A 19419-nucleotide genomic window follows, 5' to 3' on the forward strand; every position below is an offset into this window, starting at 1 on the left:
ATGAGCGGCTTCTGGCTCACGGACGAACAGCAGGCCATCCGCGACTCCGTCGAGCGGCTCTGCGCGCGGTTCGATGCGGCCTACTGGCGTCAGACCGACGAGAGCGGGGTGTTCCCCGAGGCGTTCGTGGACGCCATGGCCGAGGCGGGCTGGCTGGGCGTGGCCATGCCGTCCGAGATGGGCGGCTCGGGCCTGGGCCTCACCGAGGCGGCGATCGTGATGCAGACGGTGGCCGAGAGCGGCGCGGGCTTCTCGGGCGCCAGCGCCATGCACCTGAACATCTTCGGCCTGATGCCGGTGGTGAAGTTCGGGACGCCGGCGCTCCGCGAGACGGCGATCCCGCGGATCATCTCCGGGCAGGACAAGACCTGCTTCGCCGTGACCGAGCCCGACGCCGGGCTGGACACGACCAGCCTCACCACCCGGGCGGAACGCACGAACGACGGCTACGTCATCCGCGGCCGGAAGATGTGGACGACCAACGCCCAGCGCGCGAACAAGATGCTGATCATCGCCCGGACCACGCCGAAGGATCAGGTGAAGCGGGCGACCGAGGGGCTCAGCCTCTTTTACACCGACTTCGATCGCGGCCGGATCACCGCCACGCCGATCCCGAAGATGGGGCGCAAGGCGGTGGAGTCGAACGCGGTCTTCATCGACGACCTGCATGTCCCGGCCGAGCATCTGGTCGGCGAGGAGGGGCGGGGGTTCTACTATCTGCTCGAGGGCCTGAACCCCGAGCGGGTCCTGATCGCGGCCGAGGCGGTGGGCCTGGGGCGCGCGGCGCTCAGGCGGGCGGCCGGCTATGCGAAGGAACGCGTCGTGTTCGGCCGGCCCATCGGGCAGAACCAGGGCGTGGCGCACCCGCTGGCGCGCTGCTGGGCCGAGCTCGAGGCCGCCAACCTGATGGCATTCAAGGCCGCCGCCCTCCATGACGCGGGCCGCGAGTGCGGCGCCGAGGCGAACGCGGCGAAGTACCTGGGCGGGGAGGCGGGCTTCCGGGCCTGCGAGACCGCCGTGCTGAGCCACGGGGGAATGGGCTACGCCAAGGAGTTCGACGTCGAGCGCTACTTCCGCGAATCGATGATCGCCCGCATCGCGCCCGTCAGCCGCGAGATGATCCTGAACTACATTTCCGAGCGCGTGCTGGGCCTGCCGAAGAGCTACTGAGAACCACCCTGCGGCAGGCCCTCCGACCCGGTCCTATTTCAGGCTGAACCGGATCGGGATCACGACCTGGCCCCCTTCGACCGGCTGGCCGTCGATGGTCTGCGGCCGCATCCGGAAGAACTTCGCCAGCTTCAGGGCCGCGGCGCCGAAGCCGGTGTCGGCGGTCTCGGAGGTGACGCGGCAGCCGCTGAGCGCGCCCGACGCCGTCACGATGCAGGCCAGGGTGGCCTGGCCTTCGGTCCCCATGCGCGCCTCGCGGTTCGGATAGTAGCGGGCGAACTCCTCGGCGCCGGGCCGCTTCAGCCAGTCGGGGCGGACGATGTCCGGCGTCCGCGGCGGCCGCGGGGGCGTGAGGTCGAGGGCGGCGAGGGGCCCCACCGTCTGCGGGACATCGACGGGGACGGGGGCCTGCTCCAGGGGCGGCAGGGGCAGCGTGCTGGGCACGTTCTCCGGCGGATGCAGGTCGACCATCCTGCGGTCAGGCTTCTCCGGCGGAGTCGGCGGCGGCTCGTCCTTCGCGGGCAAAGGGAGGAGATCGATGATGACCGGCGGATCCTCGACCGCCAGGGTCTTCGGCGGCGCGAACTGCATCATCGCAAGGTAGGCCGCGACGGCGGCGTGCGCGCCCAGCGAGGCGGCGACGATCAGGGTGGTCTTCCTCGACATCGGCCGACGGGCGGGCCGGACGTCGAAGGGGGTGGCCTGGCGGATGACCATGGGACAGCTCCACGAGTGGCTTACAGACGTAAGCTGATCGTGAATTACAGCCGTAATGTGGCAGCCCCCTAAAGACGCCTGTTTAGCGTTTAGCGGGGCATTAACCATGATCGCCGACTCCTGGGACCATGTCCGTGCAGGGTATCCGGGGCATCGTCGAAGCCGCCATCGAACGCGCCTCCAAGGCGACGGGCGTCGACTTCGGCTTCCTGATGAAGACCGCCGGCCGCGAGAGCAGCTTCAACCCGAAGGCGCGGGCCTCCACCTCGTCGGCGGCCGGGCTCTTCCAGTTCGTGGACCAGACCTGGCTCTCGACGCTGAAGCAGCACGGCGCCAAGCACGGCTACGCCCGCTACGCCGACCTGATCAGCCGCGGCTCGGACGGCCGGCTCCGCGTGGACGGCGCCGAGGCCCGCCGCGCGGTCATGGACCTGAAGCTCGATCCGCACGCCGCCTCGCTGATGGCCGGCGAGCTCGCCTCCGACCACGCCGCCTACCTCAAGGGCCGCACGGGCCGCGCGCCCACCGCCGGCGAGCTCTACGCCGCGCACTTCCTGGGACCCCACGGCTCGGCACGGCTGATCAACGCCGTCCAGACCCAGCCCGGCGCGTCGGCGGCCTCCCTGTTCCCGGACGCCGCCCGCGCCAACCGCTCGATCTTCTACCGCGAGGGCCGCGCCGCGACGGTGAGCGAGGTCTATGCGAACCTCACCCGGACGGGCGGGAACCAGGAGGCCGTGTCGACCCCGGGCCCCGAGGCCGACCCGGTGGACGGCGGCTTCGTCCAGTACGCCTCGACGCGCCGCGCCGCGCGGCAGCGCGAGCAGGACGCCCTGGTGGCGATGATCCTGAAAGGCTCGCAGCCCGCCGATCAGGCCGGCGTCGGCAGCCGCCTCACCGGCTCGCTGTTCACCAGCGAGATGCTGAAGATGCTGAGCGACAACCGCGACAGCTAGCCTCAGCCGGCCGCGGCGCCCTCGGCGTACATCGCCTCGATGTCGGCCTCGGCGTAGCCCAGCTCCTTCAGGACGTCCCGTGTGTGCTCGCCGAGCTTCGGGGAACGCGGGCGCGCGGTGACGTCGGCGCCCGGGAAGCGGGCGGGCGCGGCCACCGATCGGTAGGTCCCGCCCTGGCCGTCCTCGATCTGGATGAAGCCGCCGGCGGCCGCGATCTGCGGATCCTCGGCCACCTGGGCCGGCGTCTGCAGGGGCGCCCAGACCAGGTCGGCCTCGTCGAGCCTGCGGGCGATCTCGGCCATGGGCAGCTGCCCGAAGGCGGCGTCCAGCTCCTCGGCCAGGGCCTTGGCGTTGGCGCGCCGCTCCTTGCCGCCGGCGAAGCGAGGGTCGGTGATCAGGTCCTCGCGGCCGGCCGCCCTCACGAACTTGTCCCAGCCGCCGGACGCGCCGCGCGGGTTATGCACGAACCAGTGGCCGTCCGAGCTGCGGAAGTGATTGGCGATGGCGTTCATCGGATTGTCGCGCGACCGGACCGAGGCGACGCGGCCCAGCTTCAGCTGCACGGCGAGATCCGAGCTCCAGAGGTAGACGCCGGTGGCCAGCAGCGAGGTCTGCACGAGGCGGCCCTGTCCCGTCTTCTCCCGCTCGTACAGCGCCGCCAGGATGGCTGCGACGGTGGCCAGAGACGTGGAATGGTCGCCCATGCCCGAGGTGCGCATGAAGGGCTCCGTGCCCTTGGGCGCGGTCATGTAGGCGATCCCCGAACGGGCCCAGAACGCGGTGACGTCGAAGCCGGGGAGGTGGGCGTCGGGCCCTTCGAGGCCGTAGCCAGTGATCACCGCATAAACGAGGCGGGGATTGGCCTTGCGCAGGGTCGCCTCGTCGAGGCCGTACTTCTTCAGCGACGCGGGCCGCGTGTTGGTGAGGAAGACGTCGGCCGTCTCGGCCAGCTTGGCTAGGGCGTCGCGGCCGGCCGGCTTGGTGATGTCCAGCACGACGCCGCGCTTGCCGCGGTTGTCGACGTCGAAGGTCGGGTTCGCGCCGATGTCGCTCTTCAGGTCGGCGAAGACGTGGCGCATGTTGTCGCCCTCGGGGCGCTCGACCTTGATGACCTCGGCGCCCCAGTCGCCGAGGATCGCGGCCGTACCCGGACCCGCGATGTAGGCGGTGAAATCGACGACCCTCAGACCCTGCAGCAACACGTGTCACATCTCCCTTGGCCGGGGGACACTAACGGACCTTACGGGGCGGCGCCCAGCCGGTTGCGCGGCGCCGGAGGCGATGCCTTCAGGCGGCGGCGTCCCGGTCGTTGGCCGCCGGGGCGCTGGCCAGGGCTTCGGCGATCGCGCGGGCCGCGGGCGCCGTTCCCACGGGGCGACGCAGCAGCGCGTCGGCGCCCGCCTGGAGGGCGGCTTCGGCCTCCGCCATGTCCTGGCCGATCAGGGCGACGATGGGGGTCGCTCCCGCGCCCCCCGGAAGGCCGCGGACGCCCGGGATCGCCTCGGGCTCCCCGCAGACGATGAGGTCGAGGTCGCAGATGCGCGCCAGGTCGAGCGCGCGCGACGCGCGGCTGGCGCTGACCACCTGGTGGCCCAGCTGCTCCAGGCTCGCCCGCAGCGCGGCAGCCCCCAGCGGCTCGGGTTCGAGCGCCAGGATCCGCAGCCGGCGCGCCGGCGCATCGTCCCCGGCGCCCGGCGCGGGGCCGCCCACGATGGCGAGCAGCTCGTTCACGGCGTCCAGCGCGACGCCGACCTGCCCCCGCGTCGGCGCAGCCCGGCCGCGCGCCGCGGTGGCGAGGACATGGGCCACGCCGCTCAGGCCGTCGCGAAGCTCCTCCGAAAGCGTCTCGGCCAGTTCGGACTTCACCCGGGCGAAGCGGCGCGCGGCCTCGGCCTGCTCCGCACGCTCGGCCAGCAGGCGTTCGCGCTCGGCCGCCAGGGCGTACTGGCGGCGCAGGATCCGGTTCACGAGCATGGCCAGGGCCAGCGACAGGGCGGCGGCCGCGAGGCCGAGCTGCGCGGCGGGCAGGTCCTCCGGGTGAAGGAACAGCGCCGCGAGCGGCGTCGCCATCGCCGCGGGCGCGACGATCATGAGGCTGGGCAGCCAGGGGGTGGTGAACACCACGCAGATCATTGCGGCGCCCAGGGCCAGGAGGAGCAGGGTCTCGCGCGCCGGGCCGGCGAAGTGGGCGAACAGGGCCACGCTCGCGACGGCGCCGGCCCAGATCAGGCCGCCCAGGATCTGCATCCGCGCCCGATGCCGCAGATCGTCCGCGGCCGGGGTCTTCAGCCAGTTGAAGACGCCGTAGAAGGCGCCCCAGCCGATGGCGAAGACGGCGAGGCAGGCCCCCATCCAGGCGGCGTTGGCGGCGTGGCTGCCCGCCCAGACGAAGATCGGCAGCGCCACGCCGAAGGCGAGGATGGCGTACGGCAGCAGTGCGGCCTGCGCCCGCATGCCCTGGCTCGCGGCGCTGATCGCCGGGGTCTGCGGCGCGGTGCTGGAGGTGGACACGGGCGGCTCCCGGCTGAACTCCCCGCCAGCATGCGGCGCAGGGCTTGGCCCCCGGTTACGCGAAATCCTTAATCCACAGATTCGCCCGGCAACCTCTCGTTAAGGCGCGCGTGGGCAATCTCGAATCGCGGGACTCCGGACCTGGTTCGGACAGGGGCGATTCGGGACGATGGCGACCACGCGATCAGCGCTGACGGATGAGGACATCCGCACGCTGGTGAAAGGCGCGACCCCGGACGAACGCGCCGTGGCGGCGCGCAAGCTCTGCGGCGCGATGGATCGCCAGCCCCTCTCGGACGAGGATCGCGCCCTCGCTGCCGACATCCTTCGGGTCATGGCCGTCGACGCCGCCGAGCTGGTGCGCAAGGCCATTGCGGAGACCCTTCGGGCCTCCACGGTGGTGCCGCACGACGTGGCCGTCCGCCTCGCGCGGGACGTGGAAAGCGTCTGCCTGCCGCTGCTCACCCATTCCCCGGTCTTCACCGACCAGGACCTGAGCGAGATCGTCCGCCTGGGCGGGCCGGTCCGCCAGGTCGCCATCGCGCGTCGGCCGCAGCTTTCCCGCAGCGTGACCGACACGCTGGCCGAACATGGCGGCGAGCGCGCCCTCACGACGGCCTGCGCAAACCCCGGCGCGGATTTCGGCGAGTCCGGGCTCAAGCGGGTGATCGATCGCTTCGAGGCGTCCGAGCAGGTGCTTGCGGCGATGGCCTACCGCCGGGCGTTGCCGCTCTCGATCACGGAGCGACTGATCACCCTCGTCAGCGATCAGGTCCGGGATCACCTCCTCGAGCATCAGCCCCTGAGCGCCGAGGCGGCGGTCGAGATCGCCACCGGCGCCGCCGAGCGCGCGACCGTAGACCTGGTCGACCAGGCGGGCCGGACGGCCGACGTGAAGGGCCTCGTGGCCCACCTGCGCGCCGAGTCCCGGCTGAGCGCTTCGCTGCTGCTGCGCGCGCTCGCGCACGGGCACATGACCTTCTTCGAGTGGGGGGTCGCGGAACTCGCCGGCGTGCCGCACCATCGGACCTGGCTGATGATCCATGACGCGGGGCCCCTGGGCCTGCGGGCCATCTACGAGCGTGCGGGCCTGCCGGCGCGGCTGTTCCCCGCCTTCCGCGCCGCGGTGGACACCTTCCACTCGATGGAGTTCGACGGAGGTCCCCGAGACCGTGAGCGGTTCCAGGAGCGGATGCTGCAGCGGTTCCTCACGCAGCCTTCCGGCGCGGGGCGGGAGGACGTGGACTACCTTCTCGATCGCATGGGACGCGCGGCGGACGTCGCCCGAGAAGTCGCCTAGCGCACCCCGCCAGGCACGAGCCGGCGCAGGCCGCCGGAATCCTCCGGAAGGTGGACGGGGCCGGCGTCCTTGCCTTCCCCGCGGTCAGGGTTCCAAGCTGGCCCCATGAGCGAAGCGCCCCGCCAGCCGGCCGAGACGAAACCCGCCGCGACCATCCTCCTGCTCCGCGACGATCCGGAGTTCGAGGTCCTGATGGTCAAGCGGCACCACCAGATCGACTTCGCGTCCGGAGCGCTGGTCTTTCCGGGCGGCAAGACCCACGCGGGCGACCACGACCCGGCCTGGGCCGACCATTGCGTCGGCTGGGACAGGTTCGACTCCGAGCAACGCGCCCTCCGCATCGGGGCGATCCGCGAAGCCTACGAGGAAGCAGGCATCCTTCTCGCCGAGGGGCTCGATGGGTCGGACTTCGCCGAGGTCTGCGATCCTCAGGTGCGTTCGGCCGTGGACCGCGGCGAGACCCCGTTCCTCGACGTGGTCAAGGACCTGGGCGTGCGCCTGCGGCTCGATGCGCTGACCGTCTTCGCGCGCTGGATCACGCCCACCATGATGCCGAAGCGCTTCGACACCTGGTTCTACGCCGTGCGGGCGCCCGCGGACCAGTTGGCCGTCGCGGACGGGCGCGAGGCGGTGGACGCGGAGTGGATCGCGCCGGCAGAGGTGTTGCGCCTGGCCGACGCCGGGGAGCGCACCGTGATCTTCCCGACGCGCATGAACGTGCAGCTGCTGGCCGAGGCGACCAGCGCGTCGGACTGCGTCGCGCGCGCGGAATCCCGCGAGCTCGTCACCGTGTTGCCGGTGGTGGAGAAGCGCGGGGAAGCCCGCTTCCTGGTGATCCCGTCGAACGCGGGCTACGGCGAGGTCGCCGAGCCCATGGATCGCATCGCCGCCGAGAGCCGCGCCGGCTGAGGGCTCTCGCCTAAGCCCCGAACGCCTGCACGCGGCCTTCGAGTTCCTTGACGAGGAGGGCGCCGACCGGGTGATCCTCGGTCTTGATGCCGTCCCGGGCCGCCGCCTTGATGGCGTCGATGTGGGCGTCGACGAGCGACATCGGGGCCTCGAGCCGCTTCTGCTTGTCGTCGATCATGCGGCAGAGAAGGCCCGCGATACGGGTGACGAGCGGATAGCCGTAGGTGGCGCCGAGACCCTTCAGGTCGTGCGCGCGGAAGTACAGGCCTTCCATGTTCTCGGCCGTCGGGCCGCCGCTGCGGACCACCTGGCGCGCGGCTTCCAGCTTGGCGACCTCGTCGTTCAGCCACTGTCCGAAGTTGCCGGAGAGGCTCTGAAGCGCGGCCTCGGCCTTGGCGATGGCGGCCGGATCGATGCCGCCCGGCCGGCCGCCGCCGACCCGCAGACGGAGGGCGTTCGGCGGCTGGATCAACTGCCCAGGCTTGGGATTGCTCACAGGTATTCTCCCACACTTGCGCGGGAGGATAGGGTGAACGCGTTAATGAGCGATGATGTCGCCCTGGAGCGGACGGCTCAGACCGAGAACTGCTCCGCCAGCACGCGCTCGCCGAGGCTGCGGCCGGCGTCGAAGAGCATGCAGACGGACACGTTGCGATCCTCGGCGATGTAGACCTCGAGGACGTTCGGCGCCTCGAAGTTGTCCGCGACGGCGCTGACCGGTCGCTTGGCGCCCTCGAGCACCTCCAGCCGAATGCGTGCGGTATGGGAGAGGAGGGCGCCGCGCCAGCGCCGCGGGCGGAACGCGCTGATGGGCGTCAGGGCCAGGATCTGGCTGTCCATCGGGATGATCGGACCGTGGGCCGAGAGGTTGTAGGCGGTCGACCCCATCGGCGTGGAGAGCAGCGCGCCATCGCAGATGAGCTCCTGCAGCCGCACCTTCCCGTCGACCGAGATCCGCAGCTTGGCGGCCTGGCGCGTGGTCCGCAGGAGGCTGACCTCGTTGAACGCGATGGCCTCGTGGCTCTGCCCCTGCACGTCGACCGCGTTCATGCGCAGCGGGTGGATGATCGCCTGCTCCGCCGCGTTGATCCGGCCCAGCAGGTCGTCGTCGGCGAACTCGTTCATCAGGAAGCCGACGGAGCCGCGGTTCATGCCGTAGATCGGCTTTCCCGACGCCATGAGGGCGTGCACCGTCTCCAGCATGAAGCCGTCGCCGCCGAGGGCCACGATCACCTGGGCGTTCTCGATCCCGGCGTCTCCGTAGCGGGCGGCGAGCCGATCCCGGGATTCCTGCGCCTCCGGGCGCGTCGAGGCCACGAAGGTGAGGCGGGTGACGAAGGACGAGCGGTTCATCGCGGCCATAACCGCCGAAGCTTCGCCCCGTGTCAAACGGCAGTTTGAAGTCGCGTCAGGCGGCGGCCAGCAGGGACTGCGCCGCCTGCCGGAACGCCGCGCCGGCGACCTCGGGCGAAACCGGGGCGAAGGCGACCGAGGCCTTGCGGCTCGCCTCGTGGCCGCCGCCGGGACGCCCGTCGTTCAGCTTGCGGGTCATCTGCAGGATGTCGGGGAAGACGCTCCGGTCGATGCCGACGGCCGCGCAGGCCAGGGCGAGCAGTTCGGGGCGGTCGGAGTCGATGGTCGCCCGAACCTGGGCGGGCTCGAACCGGCCCAGCATGGCGAGCGCGCCGCAGAACAGGCTGAGTCGTCCCTCCCGCAGCGCCCGCACGAGATACCCCGGCCGCAGCTGGCCGGCGGCGTGCAGCTTGTCGAGGAGGCGTTGCTCCATCAGTTCGCGCTCGCCGTCCCGCGTGACGCGAGGGTTGGCCTCGGCCGCAGGCACGGCGACGATGTCGTAGTAGCCCTCGCTCACGGACGCCGCGAGCGCCTCGTCCAGGATCGAGACGTCCAGCCGGAACCGGTCGGCAAGTCCCTTGCGCAGGGCGAGGCCGACCCAGAGATAGAGGCGCTTGGCGAGCTGTCCGGTGAGCTTCGGGTGCTGGGACAGGGGCGTGCGCATGGCCGCGACGCGGCGCGAGGCCTCGACCAGTTCCTCCATGTCCGACGTGGAAAGCTCGGCCGTGTGGTTGCCGGCCAGGGCGGTCAGCACGGCGGGCTCGGCCTGTTCGAGGATCGCCGACACCACGGCGTGCGAAAGGTTGGGGCGGCGGGCCACCTCGATCTGATGTTCGATCGTCGCCTCGACCAGCAGCCGGACGAGGTCGAGGTCCTTCAGGACCGGACTGCCGGCGATCAGGGGGCGCGCGATCTCGATGTCGTCGAGCGCGAGCACGTTGACGAGGGCGTTCGGCGCCCACTCGGCTTCGGCCAGCTTCTCGGACAGACGGCGGCGGATTTCCCGCTCGGCCTCCACCACGAGGCTCATGAAGATGGACGACAGCAGCGCCTGGATCGGCGCGGACGTCATGGCCGTGGCGGCATGGGGCGCGTCGCACAGGTCTGCGATCGCCAGAAGGAGGCGTTCACGGTCCGCCGGCTGGCGGCTCTTGGCGAGATCGAGCAGACTTTCGCCGCTCATCGCGAGACTCAAGCCGGATCCCCCACATTCGACGTTCGACACGGCTGGAATGACACTGGGGCCGGCGGGTGAAGACATGCTTAAGGACAAGGTTGAAGCAGGGGTAATCACATCATGGCCGAACCGCTGATCCTCGCGCTGGACCAGGGCACGACATCCACCCGCGCGATCCTGTTCGCGGCGGACGGGACCGCGCTCGCCGAGGCGGGCCGGCCGCTCGAGCAGCACTATCCGCATGACGGCTGGGTGGAGCACGACGCCGACGAGATCTTCGCCGCTTCGGTCGAGGTGCTGAAAGCGGCGGTCGAGAAGGCCGGCAGGCGGATGAGCGACGTGGCGGCGATCGGCGTCACCAACCAGCGCGAAACGGTGGTCGTCTGGGAAAAGGCCACCGGGCGGCCGGTGCACAAGGCTGTCGTCTGGCAGGATCGCCGGACCGAACCGGCCTGCGCTGCGCTGCGCGAGGCGGGTCACGAGGCGCGGGTCACGCAGCTCACGGGCCTGCTGCTGGACCCCTATTTCTCCGGGACCAAGCTCGCCTGGCTCCTCGATCATGTGCCGGGAGCCCGCCGGGCCGCCGCGGCCGGCGAGCTGCTGGCCGGGACGATCGACACCTGGGTGATCTGGAAGCTGACCGGCGGCCGGACCTTCGCCACGGATGCGACGAACGCTTCGCGGACGCTGCTCTACGACATCCGCACCCGGTCCTGGTCGGCCGAGATGGGCGAGATGCTGGACGTGCCCCTCGCCATGCTCCCGCAGGTCCTGGACTGCACCGGCGACTACGGCGAGACCGAGCCGGGTCTGCTGGGCCGCGCGATCCCCATCCGGGGCGTGGCCGGGGACCAGCAGGCCGCGCTGATGGGGCAGGGGTGCATACGTCCCGGCGAGATGAAGGCCACCTACGGGACCGGCTGCTTCATGCTGCTCAACACCGGTGAAGCCGCGCCGGTGAGCGAGGCGCGGCTGTTGACCACCGTCGCGGCTCAGGTGGGCGGCCGGACCACCTATGCGCTGGAGGGCGCGATCTTCATCGCGGGCGCCGCCATCCAGTGGCTGGGCGAGGGGCTCCGCATCCCCGGGGGACCGCAGGCGGCCGAGCGACTGGCGGCGGAGGCGAACGACGACCTCGGCGTCGTCCTGGTGCCGGCGTTCACGGGCCTCGGCGCGCCGTGGTGGGACGCCAACGCGCGGGGTGCGCTGTTCGGGCTCACGCGCGACGCCGGGCTGCCGGAGATCGCCCGCGCTGCGTTCGACGCGTGCGCGCTGCAGACCCGGGACCTGATCGAAGCCATGCGGGCGGACGCCCCGCACGCCTTCCGCGGCGACGTCGAACTGCGCATCGACGGCGGGATGTCGCGCAGCGCCTGGTTCAGCCAGCGGCTGGCGGACCTGACAGGCGTGAGCGTCTGCCGGGCGACCTATCAGGAGACGACCGCGCTGGGCGCGGCGCTGTTCGCCGGCGTCGGCGCCGGCGTCTACGCCGATGTCGCCGAGGCGGCCGCCGCGCGGCCGAGCACGGAAGGCTACGGTCCGGCCCTGGGCGCGGACGGGCGCGAGCGGGCCTACGCCCGCTGGCTCGACGCCGTGAACCGGGTGCGCAGCGGCGCCTAGACCAGCCGGACGCGGGGCTTGATGCCCATGGAGCGTCCCGACAGGCGGCCGATGACCTCGGCGTGGCGGAAGCCGCGCGCGTGCGCGGCCTCCAGCACCGCCGGCGCCTGTTGGGGCGAGACGGCGATGAGCAGGCCGCCGCTCGTCTGCGGGTCGGTGAGCAGGTCCCGACGCCAGTGCGGCACGGCGGCGAGTTCCTGGACGAGTTCCCCGTAGCTGTCCCAGTTCCGTGTGGAAGCGCCGGTGCGCACCCCCGAACGGACCAGGGCCTCGACGCCCGGCAGGACGGGCGCCTTGGTGACCTCGATATCGGCGAGCAGCTGGGCGCCCTGGGCCATCTCGAGGGCGTGGCCGATCAGGCCGAAACCGGTGACGTCCGTGACCGCATGGACGCCCGGGATGTCGGCCAGGTCGGCGCCGAGCACGTTCAGCTGGGTGGTGGTGGCGATGAGGGCGTCGTAGCCGGCCTGTTCCAGGCGTTCCTGCTTGAACGCCGCCGAGAGCACGCCCACCCCGAGCGGCTTTGTGAGGATCAGGAGGTCGCCTTCGCGCCCGCCCTTGTTGGTCAGTACGCGATCGGGGCGCACCAGGCCCAGCGCGACCAGCCCGTAGATGGGTTCGACGCTGTCGATCGAATGACCGCCGGCCACCGGGACGCCGGCCTCGGCGCAGACGGTCGCGCCGCCCGCGAGGATCCGGCCGATGGTCTCGGGCGGAAGCTTGTTCACCGGCATCCCGACGATGGCGAGCGCCAGGATCGGCCGGCCGCCCATGGCGTAGACGTCGGAGAGCGCGTTGGTGGCGGCGATGCGTCCGAAGTCGAAGGGGTCGTCGACAACAGGCATGAAGAAGTCGGTGGTCGCCACCAGCGCCTGGTCGTCGTTCAGGCGCCACACCGCGGCGTCGTCGGAACTCTCGGTCCCCACCAGCAGGTCGGGGAACGCGGCGGCGGCCGGCATCCGGCTCATGATGTCGCGCAGCACCGCTGGGGCGATCTTGCACCCGCAGCCGCCGCCGTGCGCCAAGGATGTCAGGCGTTGGGGTTGTGGCATCGACTCACCGTGTCTGCGATCCGCGCTATAGCACCAGCATGGCCCTGCAGCTTACAGACGACGTCAGCCCGGAGGCGCTCGCGCGGTTCGATCTGCTGATCGACGTGCGCAGTCCCGGCGAATTCGCGCAGGATCATGTGCCCGGCGCGGTCAACCTGCCAGTCCTCAGCGATGTCGAGCGGTCGGAGGTGGGGACGATCTACGTCCAGGAGAGCCGCTTCAAGGCGCGGCGGATCGGCGCCGCCCACGTCGCTCGCAATATCGCCCATCACCTGGAAACGGCGCTGGCCGACCGGCCCGGCGGCTTCCGGCCCCTGGTCTACTGCTGGCGCGGCGGGATGCGCTCGAACGCCATGGCCACGATCCTCTCCCAGGTCGGCTGGCCTACAACGGTGCTGAACGGCGGCTATCGCACCTGGCGGCGCAGCGTCACCGCGCGGCTCTATGACGGGGAACTGCCGCTCGACTTCGTCCTGCTCGACGGACAGACGGGCGTGGGCAAGACCGAGATGCTCGGGCGGCTGGCGGCCCGGGGGCTGCAGACCCTCGACCTTGAGGGGCTGGCCTCGCACCGCGGATCCCTCTTCGGCGCGCTCCCTGGGCGGCCGCAGCCGAGCCAGAAGATGTTCGAGAGCCGCCTGTTGGCACAGCTCGACGCGCTCGATCCGCGTCAACCGGTGGTCGCGGAGGCGGAGTCGAGCAAGATCGGCGAACGCATGATCCCGCCCGCGCTGTGGCGCCGGCTGGCCCAGGCGCCCCGGATCGAGCTGACCGCGCCGCCTGAGGCCCGCGCGCGCTACCTGGTGGGCGCCTACGCCGATCTCGTCGCGGACCCCGCGGCGATCGAGGGCGCGTTCGAACGCCTGCCGGTCCACCCGAGCCGCGACCGCCTGACGGCCTGGCGGACGATGGTCGCCGAGGGCCGCTTCGTGGAACTCGCCCAGGCCGTCATGGCGCTCCACTACGACCCCGCCTACGAGCGGGCCAGGAAGCGGCATGACCGCCCACTGCTGGGCGAGATCCTGCTGGACCCGACCGACGCCCGGTCGTTCGACGCAGCCTGCGAGAGGATCATCGCCCTGGCGCGTGCTTGACGCCCCGGCCCGGCGGGAGGAGTCTGCGCCCCAGCAGGATAGAGGAGGGAGCGCCATGGCTGACGGTTCGGTCGCGAGCGTCACGTCGCTCAAGGGTAAGGTCAGCGCCGAGGAATGGCAGGCCCGGGTGGACCTTGCGGCGCTCTACCGGCTGGTGGCGCTCTACGGGTGGGATGATCTGATCTACACCCACATCTCGGCCCGTATTCCGGGGCCGGAACACCACTTCCTGATCAATCCCTACGGCCTCACCTTCGAGGAGATCACCGCCTCGTCGCTGGTCAAGATCGACCTGGATGGCAACATCCTCCAGGAGACGCCCTACTTCATCAATCCGGCGGGCTTCACGATCCACTCGGCCGTGCATGCGGCGCGCGAGGACGCAAAGTTCGTCATGCACCTTCACACCGACCAGGGCGTCGCCGTGGCGGCGCAGAAGGAGGGCCTGCTGCCGCTCAGCCAGCATGCGCTGATCGTGATCCCGCGCCTGGCGTACCACGACTACGAAGGCATCGCCCTGAACCACGACGAGCGCGAGCGCCTGGTGGCCGATATCGGCGACAAGCCTCTGATGCTGCTGCGAAATCACGGGACGCTCTCCACCGGAGAAACGGCGGCGGACTGCTGGCTGGGGATGTTCTACCTCGAGCGCGCCTGCACCATGCAGGTCCAGGCCCTCTCCGGCGGGCGCGAGAACGTCCTGCTCGCGCCGGAGGCCGCGCAGGCCGAGGTGCGCAACCAGACGGGACGCGGCTTCGGCGGAGCCCTCGCCTGGCCGGCCTGCCTGCGGAAGCTGGATCGGTCGCTTCCCGGCTACGACGCCTGATCGCCTCGGCGCCGAGCGCATAGGCAGTCGCGGCGCCGCGGAGGCGCCGCGCGGCTTTGCGCGCTAAAGTTTCAGCGCCGAAACCATCAGCCATCCTCGTGTCACTGGACCGCGTGTATGGAGCGGCTCTAAGAGCGCGAACGAATTTACAGTCATGCGCCTGCCGCTTCGCGGGCGACGGAGCCCGCCAGGTTGGTCAGACGTCACTTCTTTCTGGTTGCAGCCCTGATCGTCCTGGGGGCCATGGTCGTGTTCGCGACCTACAAGGTGCTGGCCAGGAGCGCCGGGCCGGGCGGCCCCGGAGGCCCGGGCGCCGCCGCGCAAGGCATGGGGGGCGGCGGGGGTCCAGGCGGGCCTGGCGGTCGCCGCGGCGGCGGCGGCGGGTTCGGCGGCCCCACCCTGGTCTCGGTCACCTCGGGCCAGCCTCGCGTCTTTGAGGACACCATCGAGGTCCTGGGCGTCGCCAAGGGGCGGCAGTCGGTGACCCTGACGGCCGCGGCCACGCAGCTCGTGGACCGCGTGCGGTTCAGGGACGGCCAGCAGGTGAGCCGTGGGGCCGTCCTGGTCGAGCTCCGCGACACGGAACAGAGCGCCGGGATCGCCCAGGCCCAGGCGCGGCTGGTGCAGGCGAAGCGCGCCTATGATCGCTACAAGGAACTCAACGACAAGGGCTTCGCGTCGAAGGCGGCGCTGGACCAGTACGAGGCGGCGTGGCGCTCGGCCCAGGCGGACGTGAACGCGGCGCAGGCGCGGCAGAACGATCGCATCATCCGCGCGCCGTTCTCCGGCGTGGTCGGGCTGTCGGACGTGGCGCCCGGAGCCCTGGTGAACCCGGGCGCGCCCATCGTGACCCTCGACGACATTTCGGTCGTGCGCGTCGATTTCCAGGTCCCGGAGCGCTACCTGAGCCAGCTGCGCGAGGGCCAGCCGCTGCTTGCCACGACCGACGCCTTCCCCGGAGAGACGATCCGCGGCCGCATCGCGCGCCTGGACACGCGGGTGGACGAGCGGACGCGGGCCATCACCGCCCGGGCCGAGTTCCCGAACGCCGGCGGCCGGCTCAAGCCTGGCATGATGTTCCGCGTCGGCGTTTCCCGTGGTCAGCGGACCAGCGTCAGCGTCCCCGAGTCCGCCGTCTCGGTGCAGGGCGACAACGCGTTCGTGTTCGCCATCCGGCAGCGGCCCGCCCAGGGTCCGCGCCCGGCGGGCGCCATGGTGGAGCAGCGGCCCATCGTCACCGGCGTGCGGCAGCTGGGCTACGTGGAGATCCGCGAGGGCCTCCGCGCCGGCGAGCAGGTGGTCGCCGACGGGCTCAACAAGCTGCAGCCCGGCCAGCCCGTCCGCGTCGGACGCAGCCCCGGCATCGGGGCCGATCCTACGCAGACCCGCCCGGCGGCCGGACGTCCCGCAGCCCCCCCTGAAGGCGCGCGGCCCGCCGCGCGACCCGCGGCATGATGCTCTCCGACATCTCGGTGCGCCGTCCCGTCTTCGCGGCGGTGGCGGCCATCATCCTGTGCGTGGTCGGCTTCGCGGCCTTCAACGCCCTGACCGTCCGCGAACTGCCCAGCGTCGATCCGCCCGTGGTAGGCATCTCGACCAGCTACCGCGGGGCCTCGGCCGAGGTCATCGAGGAGCGGATCACCGAGGTGATCGAGCGTCAGGTGGCCGGGATCGAAGGCATCGACCGGGTCTATTCGGCGTCCCGCGACGGCTCGTCGCGGATCAGCATTTCCTTCAAGCTGGATCGTGACCTCGACGCGGCCGCCAACGATGTCCGGGACGCGGTGAGCCGCGTCGCGGGCCAGTTGCCGGAACAGGCCGACCCGCCGCAGATCCAGAAGGCGAACGCCGACGCCTCGCCGATCATCTTCCTGAACCTGACCTCGCAGACGATGAACCGTCTGGAGCTGTCGGACTACGCCCAGCGCTACCTCGTCGAACGGCTCTCCACGGTGCCGGGCGTCGCCGCGGTGGGCGTGGGCGGGTCGCAGCTCTACTCGATGCGCATCTGGCTGAACCCCGACGCCATGGCTGCGCGGGGCATCACCGTCGAGGACGTCGAGACGGCGCTACAGACCCAGAACGCGGAACTGCCGGCCGGCTCGCTGGAGGCCCCGGCCAAGGACTTCACCATCCGCGTGGCCCGCGGCTACTCGACCCCGGAGGAGTTCGCCCAGCTTCCGGTGGTCCCGGCCCGGGGCGCCGCCGCGACGCAGGCTTCCGCCGCGCTGGGCGGCTCGGCGGCGGGGGCCGGCGCGGCGCAGGGCGCGACGCGCGAGGTGACCTCGGCCGTGGCCGCGCAGGGCTACATCACCCGGCTGGGCGACATCGCCCGGGTTGAGGAGGGGCCCGACGAGCGCCGCCGCATCTTCCGGATGAACGGCCGCGACATGGTCGGCATCGCGATCACGCGCCAGAGCCAGGCCAACGACCTGGAGATCTCGGACGGCGTCCGCGCGGCCATCAAGGAGATCAACGCCGGCCTGCCCAAGGGCACGCAGCTGGGCGTTTCGGTCGACTACACCGAGTTCACGCGCCAGGCGATCCGCGAGGTCTGGATCACCATGGGCATCTCCCTGGCCCTGGTGGCGCTGGTCAACTACCTGTTCCTGGGCACGGCGCGGGCCGCGATCATCCCGACGATCGTCGCGCCGATCTGCATCCTCTCCACCTTCATCGTCCTGGCCCCGCTGGGGTTCTCCATCAACCTGCTGACGCTCCTGGCCCTGGTGCTGGCGATCGGCCTGGTGGTGGACGACGCCATCGTGGTGACCGAGAACATCCAGCGCCGCATCGACGAGGGCGAGCCCCCCGCGGTGGCCGCCCAGCGGGGGGCCCGGCAGGTGTTCTTCGCCGTCGTGGCCACCACCATCGTGCTGGTCGCCGTTTTCGCCCCGCTGATGTTCCTCCCGGGCTTCACCGGTCGGCTCTTCGTGGAACTCGCCGTCTCGGTGGCGGCGGCCATCGTGTTCTCGGCCCTGCTGGCCTTCTCGCTCTCGCCCATGCTGTCGTCCAAGCTGCTGCGTCCGGCGCAGGGCGAGGGGTTCGTCGCGCGCAAGGTGGACTCGGCCATGACGCGGCTGCGGTCGTCGTACCACGCCTCGCTGGACGCGATGCTGGGCCGGCGCATCGCCTCGATCGCGGCGAGCGCGCTGGTGGTGCTGCTGGGGCTGGGCGCCTGGGGCCTGTTCTCGGTCCTGCCCCGCGAGCTCACGCCCGAGGAGGACCGGCGCCGCGCCATGGTGATGTTCACCGGGCCCGAGGGCGCGGGCTTCGACTACACCCTCACCGCCGCCAGGCAGGTCGAGGGCATCCTGATGAAGTACGTCGCCAGCGGGGATCTGGAGCGCTTCGTCTTCTCGATGCCGCGCTTCGGCAACAACTCTTTCAACTCGGGCGGCGGCAACGCCATCCTGGCGAAGGACGCCGAGATCACGGCGCCCGAACTGGCGGCCAAGCTCAATCGCGAGCTCTCGTCCGTCACGTCCGTTCGGGCGCTCGTGGCGCCGGAAGGCGGGCTTCAGCGGGGCGGGCCGGGCGGCGGGGGCGGCGGCAGTTCCAGCCTCCAGCTGATCGCCACGGGGACCGACTATCCGGAGATCGCGCGATGGATCCAGCCGATCCTCGCTGCGGCGTCCGAGAATCCCGGCCTGGCGCGTCCGCGCCTCGACTACGAGCCTACCGCGCCGCGGGTGGTGGTCGACATCGACCGTGACAAGGCCGCCGCCCTGGGCGTGTCGGCTCAGGCGATCGGACGGGCGCTCGAGACGATGTTCGGCTCCCGGCGGTCCACCACCTACATCAAGAACGGGCAGGAGTACGACGTGCTCCTGCAGACCGAGCGCGCCAACCGCCAGACCGAGGAGGATCTCAGCCGTCTGTACGTGCGCTCCGCCTCGGGCGAGCCGGTCCCGTTGAGCTCGGTGGTGACCACACGCGTGCGGGGCGACACGCCGGACCGTTCGCGCGTCGACCGGCTGCGTTCGATCTCGCTCTCGGCCCAGCTGAACCCCGGCTACACCATGGGCGAGGCGATCCAGTTCTTCCGCGACGAGGCGGCGAAGCAGCAAGGGTCGGCCATCACGATAAAGTGGGGCGCCGGCGCCCGGGACTACCTCGAGGCTTCCGGCTCGGTGGGTCTGGCGTTCGGCATGGCGCTGTTGCTGGTCTTCCTGGTGCTCGCGGCCCAGTTCGAGAGCTGGATCCACCCGGCCGTCATCATGCTGACCGTGCCCGTGGCGGCGGTGGGCGGCCTGTTCGGGCTGCTGGTCGCGGACTCCTCCATCAACACCTACAGCCAGATCGGCCTGATCATCCTGATCGGCATTGCGGCCAAGAACGGCATCCTGATCGTCGAGTTCGCCAACCAGCTGCGCGACGAGGGCCTGAATATCCGCGAGGCGGTGATCGAGAGCGCCAGCCTGCGCCTGCGTCCGATCATCATGACGTCCGTGTCGGCCGCCGCGGGGGCCATCCCGCTCATCCTCGAGGGCGGGGCAGGCGGCGAGGCTCGCCGCTCCATCGGCGTGACGATCTTCTTCGGGGCCATCTTCGCGACCCTGATCACGCTGTTCATCGTGCCGGTGTTCTACAACCTGCTGGCGCGCTTCACGAAGTCGCCCATGGCCACGGCGCGGCGCATCGAGGCCTTCGAGGAAGCGGAGAAGGCGCGGGTCGCGAACGCCGCGGAGTAGCGGCTGCTGCGGGTCATGGGGGGAAGGCTGGAGCCGGCCT

The 19419-nt window shown here is 71.3% G+C and carries 16 protein-coding genes; 9 read left to right on the forward strand and 7 right to left on the reverse strand.

The annotated features are described in order from the left end of the window. Window positions 1–1170, forward strand: coding sequence for an acyl-CoA dehydrogenase family protein (locus AC2D8W_RS21355; protein ID WP_484673229.1), 1170 nt, complete (start codon window positions 1–3; stop codon window positions 1168–1170). A 33-nt stretch (window positions 1171–1203) separates the two neighbouring features. On the opposite strand, the gene AC2D8W_RS21360 is transcribed toward AC2D8W_RS21355, so the two are convergent. Beyond that, window positions 1204–1887: an energy transducer TonB family protein gene (locus tag AC2D8W_RS21360; RefSeq protein WP_484673230.1), complete on the reverse strand. Its 684-nt coding sequence runs from the start codon at window positions 1885–1887 to the stop codon at window positions 1204–1206. A gap of 128 nt (window positions 1888–2015) precedes the next feature. On the opposite strand from AC2D8W_RS21360, the gene AC2D8W_RS21365 reads away from it, so the two are divergent. After that, entirely contained in the window at window positions 2016–2843 is an 828-nt protein-coding gene (locus AC2D8W_RS21365; RefSeq protein WP_484673231.1) for a lytic transglycosylase domain-containing protein, read from the forward strand. Between the two features lie 2 nt (window positions 2844–2845). On the opposite strand, the gene AC2D8W_RS21370 is transcribed toward AC2D8W_RS21365, so the two are convergent. Both AC2D8W_RS21370 and AC2D8W_RS21375 read right to left on the reverse strand, forming a co-directional pair. Then, a complete protein-coding gene (locus AC2D8W_RS21370) occupies window positions 2846–4045 on the reverse strand; it encodes a CaiB/BaiF CoA transferase family protein (RefSeq protein WP_484673232.1) in 1200 nt (399 codons plus the stop codon). 85 nt (window positions 4046–4130) lie between these two features. After that, window positions 4131–5354: a response regulator gene (locus tag AC2D8W_RS21375; RefSeq protein WP_484673233.1), complete on the reverse strand. Its 1224-nt coding sequence runs from the start codon at window positions 5352–5354 to the stop codon at window positions 4131–4133. A 169-nt stretch (window positions 5355–5523) separates the two neighbouring features. Between AC2D8W_RS21375 and spbR the strand changes: the two genes are divergently transcribed. After that, window positions 5524–6654 (forward strand): SpbR family protein, encoded by a 1131-nt coding sequence (gene spbR, locus AC2D8W_RS21380; protein WP_484673234.1) that lies wholly within the window; start codon window positions 5524–5526, stop codon window positions 6652–6654. Between the two features lie 105 nt (window positions 6655–6759). Then, window positions 6760–7563, forward strand: coding sequence for an NUDIX hydrolase (locus AC2D8W_RS21385; protein WP_484673235.1), 804 nt, complete (start codon window positions 6760–6762; stop codon window positions 7561–7563). A 10-nt stretch (window positions 7564–7573) separates the two neighbouring features. Here AC2D8W_RS21385 and AC2D8W_RS21390 read toward each other — a convergent pair whose 3' ends face one another. The 3 genes from AC2D8W_RS21390 to AC2D8W_RS21400 form a co-directional block, all read right to left on the reverse strand. Continuing rightward, window positions 7574–8059, reverse strand: coding sequence for an Hpt domain-containing protein (locus AC2D8W_RS21390; protein ID WP_484673236.1), 486 nt, complete (start codon window positions 8057–8059; stop codon window positions 7574–7576). Between the two features lie 77 nt (window positions 8060–8136). After that, the gene (locus AC2D8W_RS21395; protein WP_293479929.1) at window positions 8137–8916 is read right to left on the reverse strand and encodes an NAD kinase; all 780 of its coding nucleotides are present in this window, start codon (window positions 8914–8916) and stop codon (window positions 8137–8139) included. A 55-nt stretch (window positions 8917–8971) separates the two neighbouring features. Continuing rightward, window positions 8972–10099 (reverse strand): DUF2336 domain-containing protein, encoded by a 1128-nt coding sequence (locus tag AC2D8W_RS21400; RefSeq protein ID WP_484673237.1) that lies wholly within the window; start codon window positions 10097–10099, stop codon window positions 8972–8974. Window positions 10100–10213: 114 nt separating this feature from the next. Between AC2D8W_RS21400 and glpK the strand changes: the two genes are divergently transcribed. Then, entirely contained in the window at window positions 10214–11713 is a 1500-nt protein-coding gene (gene glpK / locus AC2D8W_RS21405; protein WP_484673238.1) for a glycerol kinase GlpK, read from the forward strand. Here the strand turns inward: glpK and selD are convergent. Then, the gene (gene selD, locus AC2D8W_RS21410) at window positions 11710–12765 is read right to left on the reverse strand and encodes a selenide, water dikinase SelD (RefSeq protein ID WP_484673239.1); all 1056 of its coding nucleotides are present in this window, start codon (window positions 12763–12765) and stop codon (window positions 11710–11712) included. The two genes, glpK and selD, sit on opposite strands and share 4 nt — an antisense overlap. A gap of 38 nt (window positions 12766–12803) precedes the next feature. On the opposite strand from selD, the gene mnmH reads away from it, so the two are divergent. From mnmH to AC2D8W_RS21430, 4 genes are all read left to right on the forward strand, one after another. Further along, entirely contained in the window at window positions 12804–13859 is a 1056-nt protein-coding gene (gene mnmH, locus AC2D8W_RS21415) for a tRNA 2-selenouridine(34) synthase MnmH (protein ID WP_484673240.1), read from the forward strand. Window positions 13860–13914: 55 nt separating this feature from the next. Beyond that, window positions 13915–14685 (forward strand): class II aldolase/adducin family protein, encoded by a 771-nt coding sequence (locus tag AC2D8W_RS21420; RefSeq protein WP_484673241.1) that lies wholly within the window; start codon window positions 13915–13917, stop codon window positions 14683–14685. A gap of 192 nt (window positions 14686–14877) precedes the next feature. Beyond that, a complete protein-coding gene (locus tag AC2D8W_RS21425) occupies window positions 14878–16140 on the forward strand; it encodes an efflux RND transporter periplasmic adaptor subunit (protein WP_484673242.1) in 1263 nt (420 codons plus the stop codon). Further along, window positions 16140–19379 carry an efflux RND transporter permease subunit gene (locus AC2D8W_RS21430; RefSeq protein WP_484673263.1) on the forward strand — a complete coding sequence of 1080 codons (3240 nt, stop codon included), beginning with the start codon at window positions 16140–16142 and terminating at the stop codon, window positions 19377–19379. The genes AC2D8W_RS21425 and AC2D8W_RS21430 overlap by 1 nt, the downstream gene beginning before the upstream one ends. Window positions 19380–19419 lie beyond the last annotated feature (40 nt).

It is taken from the genome of Phenylobacterium sp. T106, from assembly GCF_057219735.1.

Coding starts and splice junctions, on each gene's coding strand:
- AC2D8W_RS21355 (WP_484673229.1), top strand. CDS start 1: ATGAGCGGCTTCTGGCTCACGGACGAACAGCAGGCCATCCGCGACTCC.
- AC2D8W_RS21360 (WP_484673230.1), bottom strand. CDS start 1,887: ATGGTCATCCGCCAGGCCACCCCCTTCGACGTCCGGCCCGCCCGTCGG.
- AC2D8W_RS21365 (WP_484673231.1), top strand. CDS start 2,016: ATGTCCGTGCAGGGTATCCGGGGCATCGTCGAAGCCGCCATCGAACGC.
- spbR (WP_484673234.1), top strand. CDS start 5,524: ATGGCGACCACGCGATCAGCGCTGACGGATGAGGACATCCGCACGCTG.
- AC2D8W_RS21385 (WP_484673235.1), top strand. CDS start 6,760: ATGAGCGAAGCGCCCCGCCAGCCGGCCGAGACGAAACCCGCCGCGACC.
- AC2D8W_RS21395 (WP_293479929.1), bottom strand. CDS start 8,916: ATGAACCGCTCGTCCTTCGTCACCCGCCTCACCTTCGTGGCCTCGACG.
- AC2D8W_RS21400 (WP_484673237.1), bottom strand. CDS start 10,099: ATGAGCGGCGAAAGTCTGCTCGATCTCGCCAAGAGCCGCCAGCCGGCG.
- glpK (WP_484673238.1), top strand. CDS start 10,214: ATGGCCGAACCGCTGATCCTCGCGCTGGACCAGGGCACGACATCCACC.
- selD (WP_484673239.1), bottom strand. CDS start 12,765: ATGCCACAACCCCAACGCCTGACATCCTTGGCGCACGGCGGCGGCTGC.
- mnmH (WP_484673240.1), top strand. CDS start 12,804: ATGGCCCTGCAGCTTACAGACGACGTCAGCCCGGAGGCGCTCGCGCGG.
- AC2D8W_RS21420 (WP_484673241.1), top strand. CDS start 13,915: ATGGCTGACGGTTCGGTCGCGAGCGTCACGTCGCTCAAGGGTAAGGTC.
- AC2D8W_RS21430 (WP_484673263.1), top strand. CDS start 16,140: ATGCTCTCCGACATCTCGGTGCGCCGTCCCGTCTTCGCGGCGGTGGCG.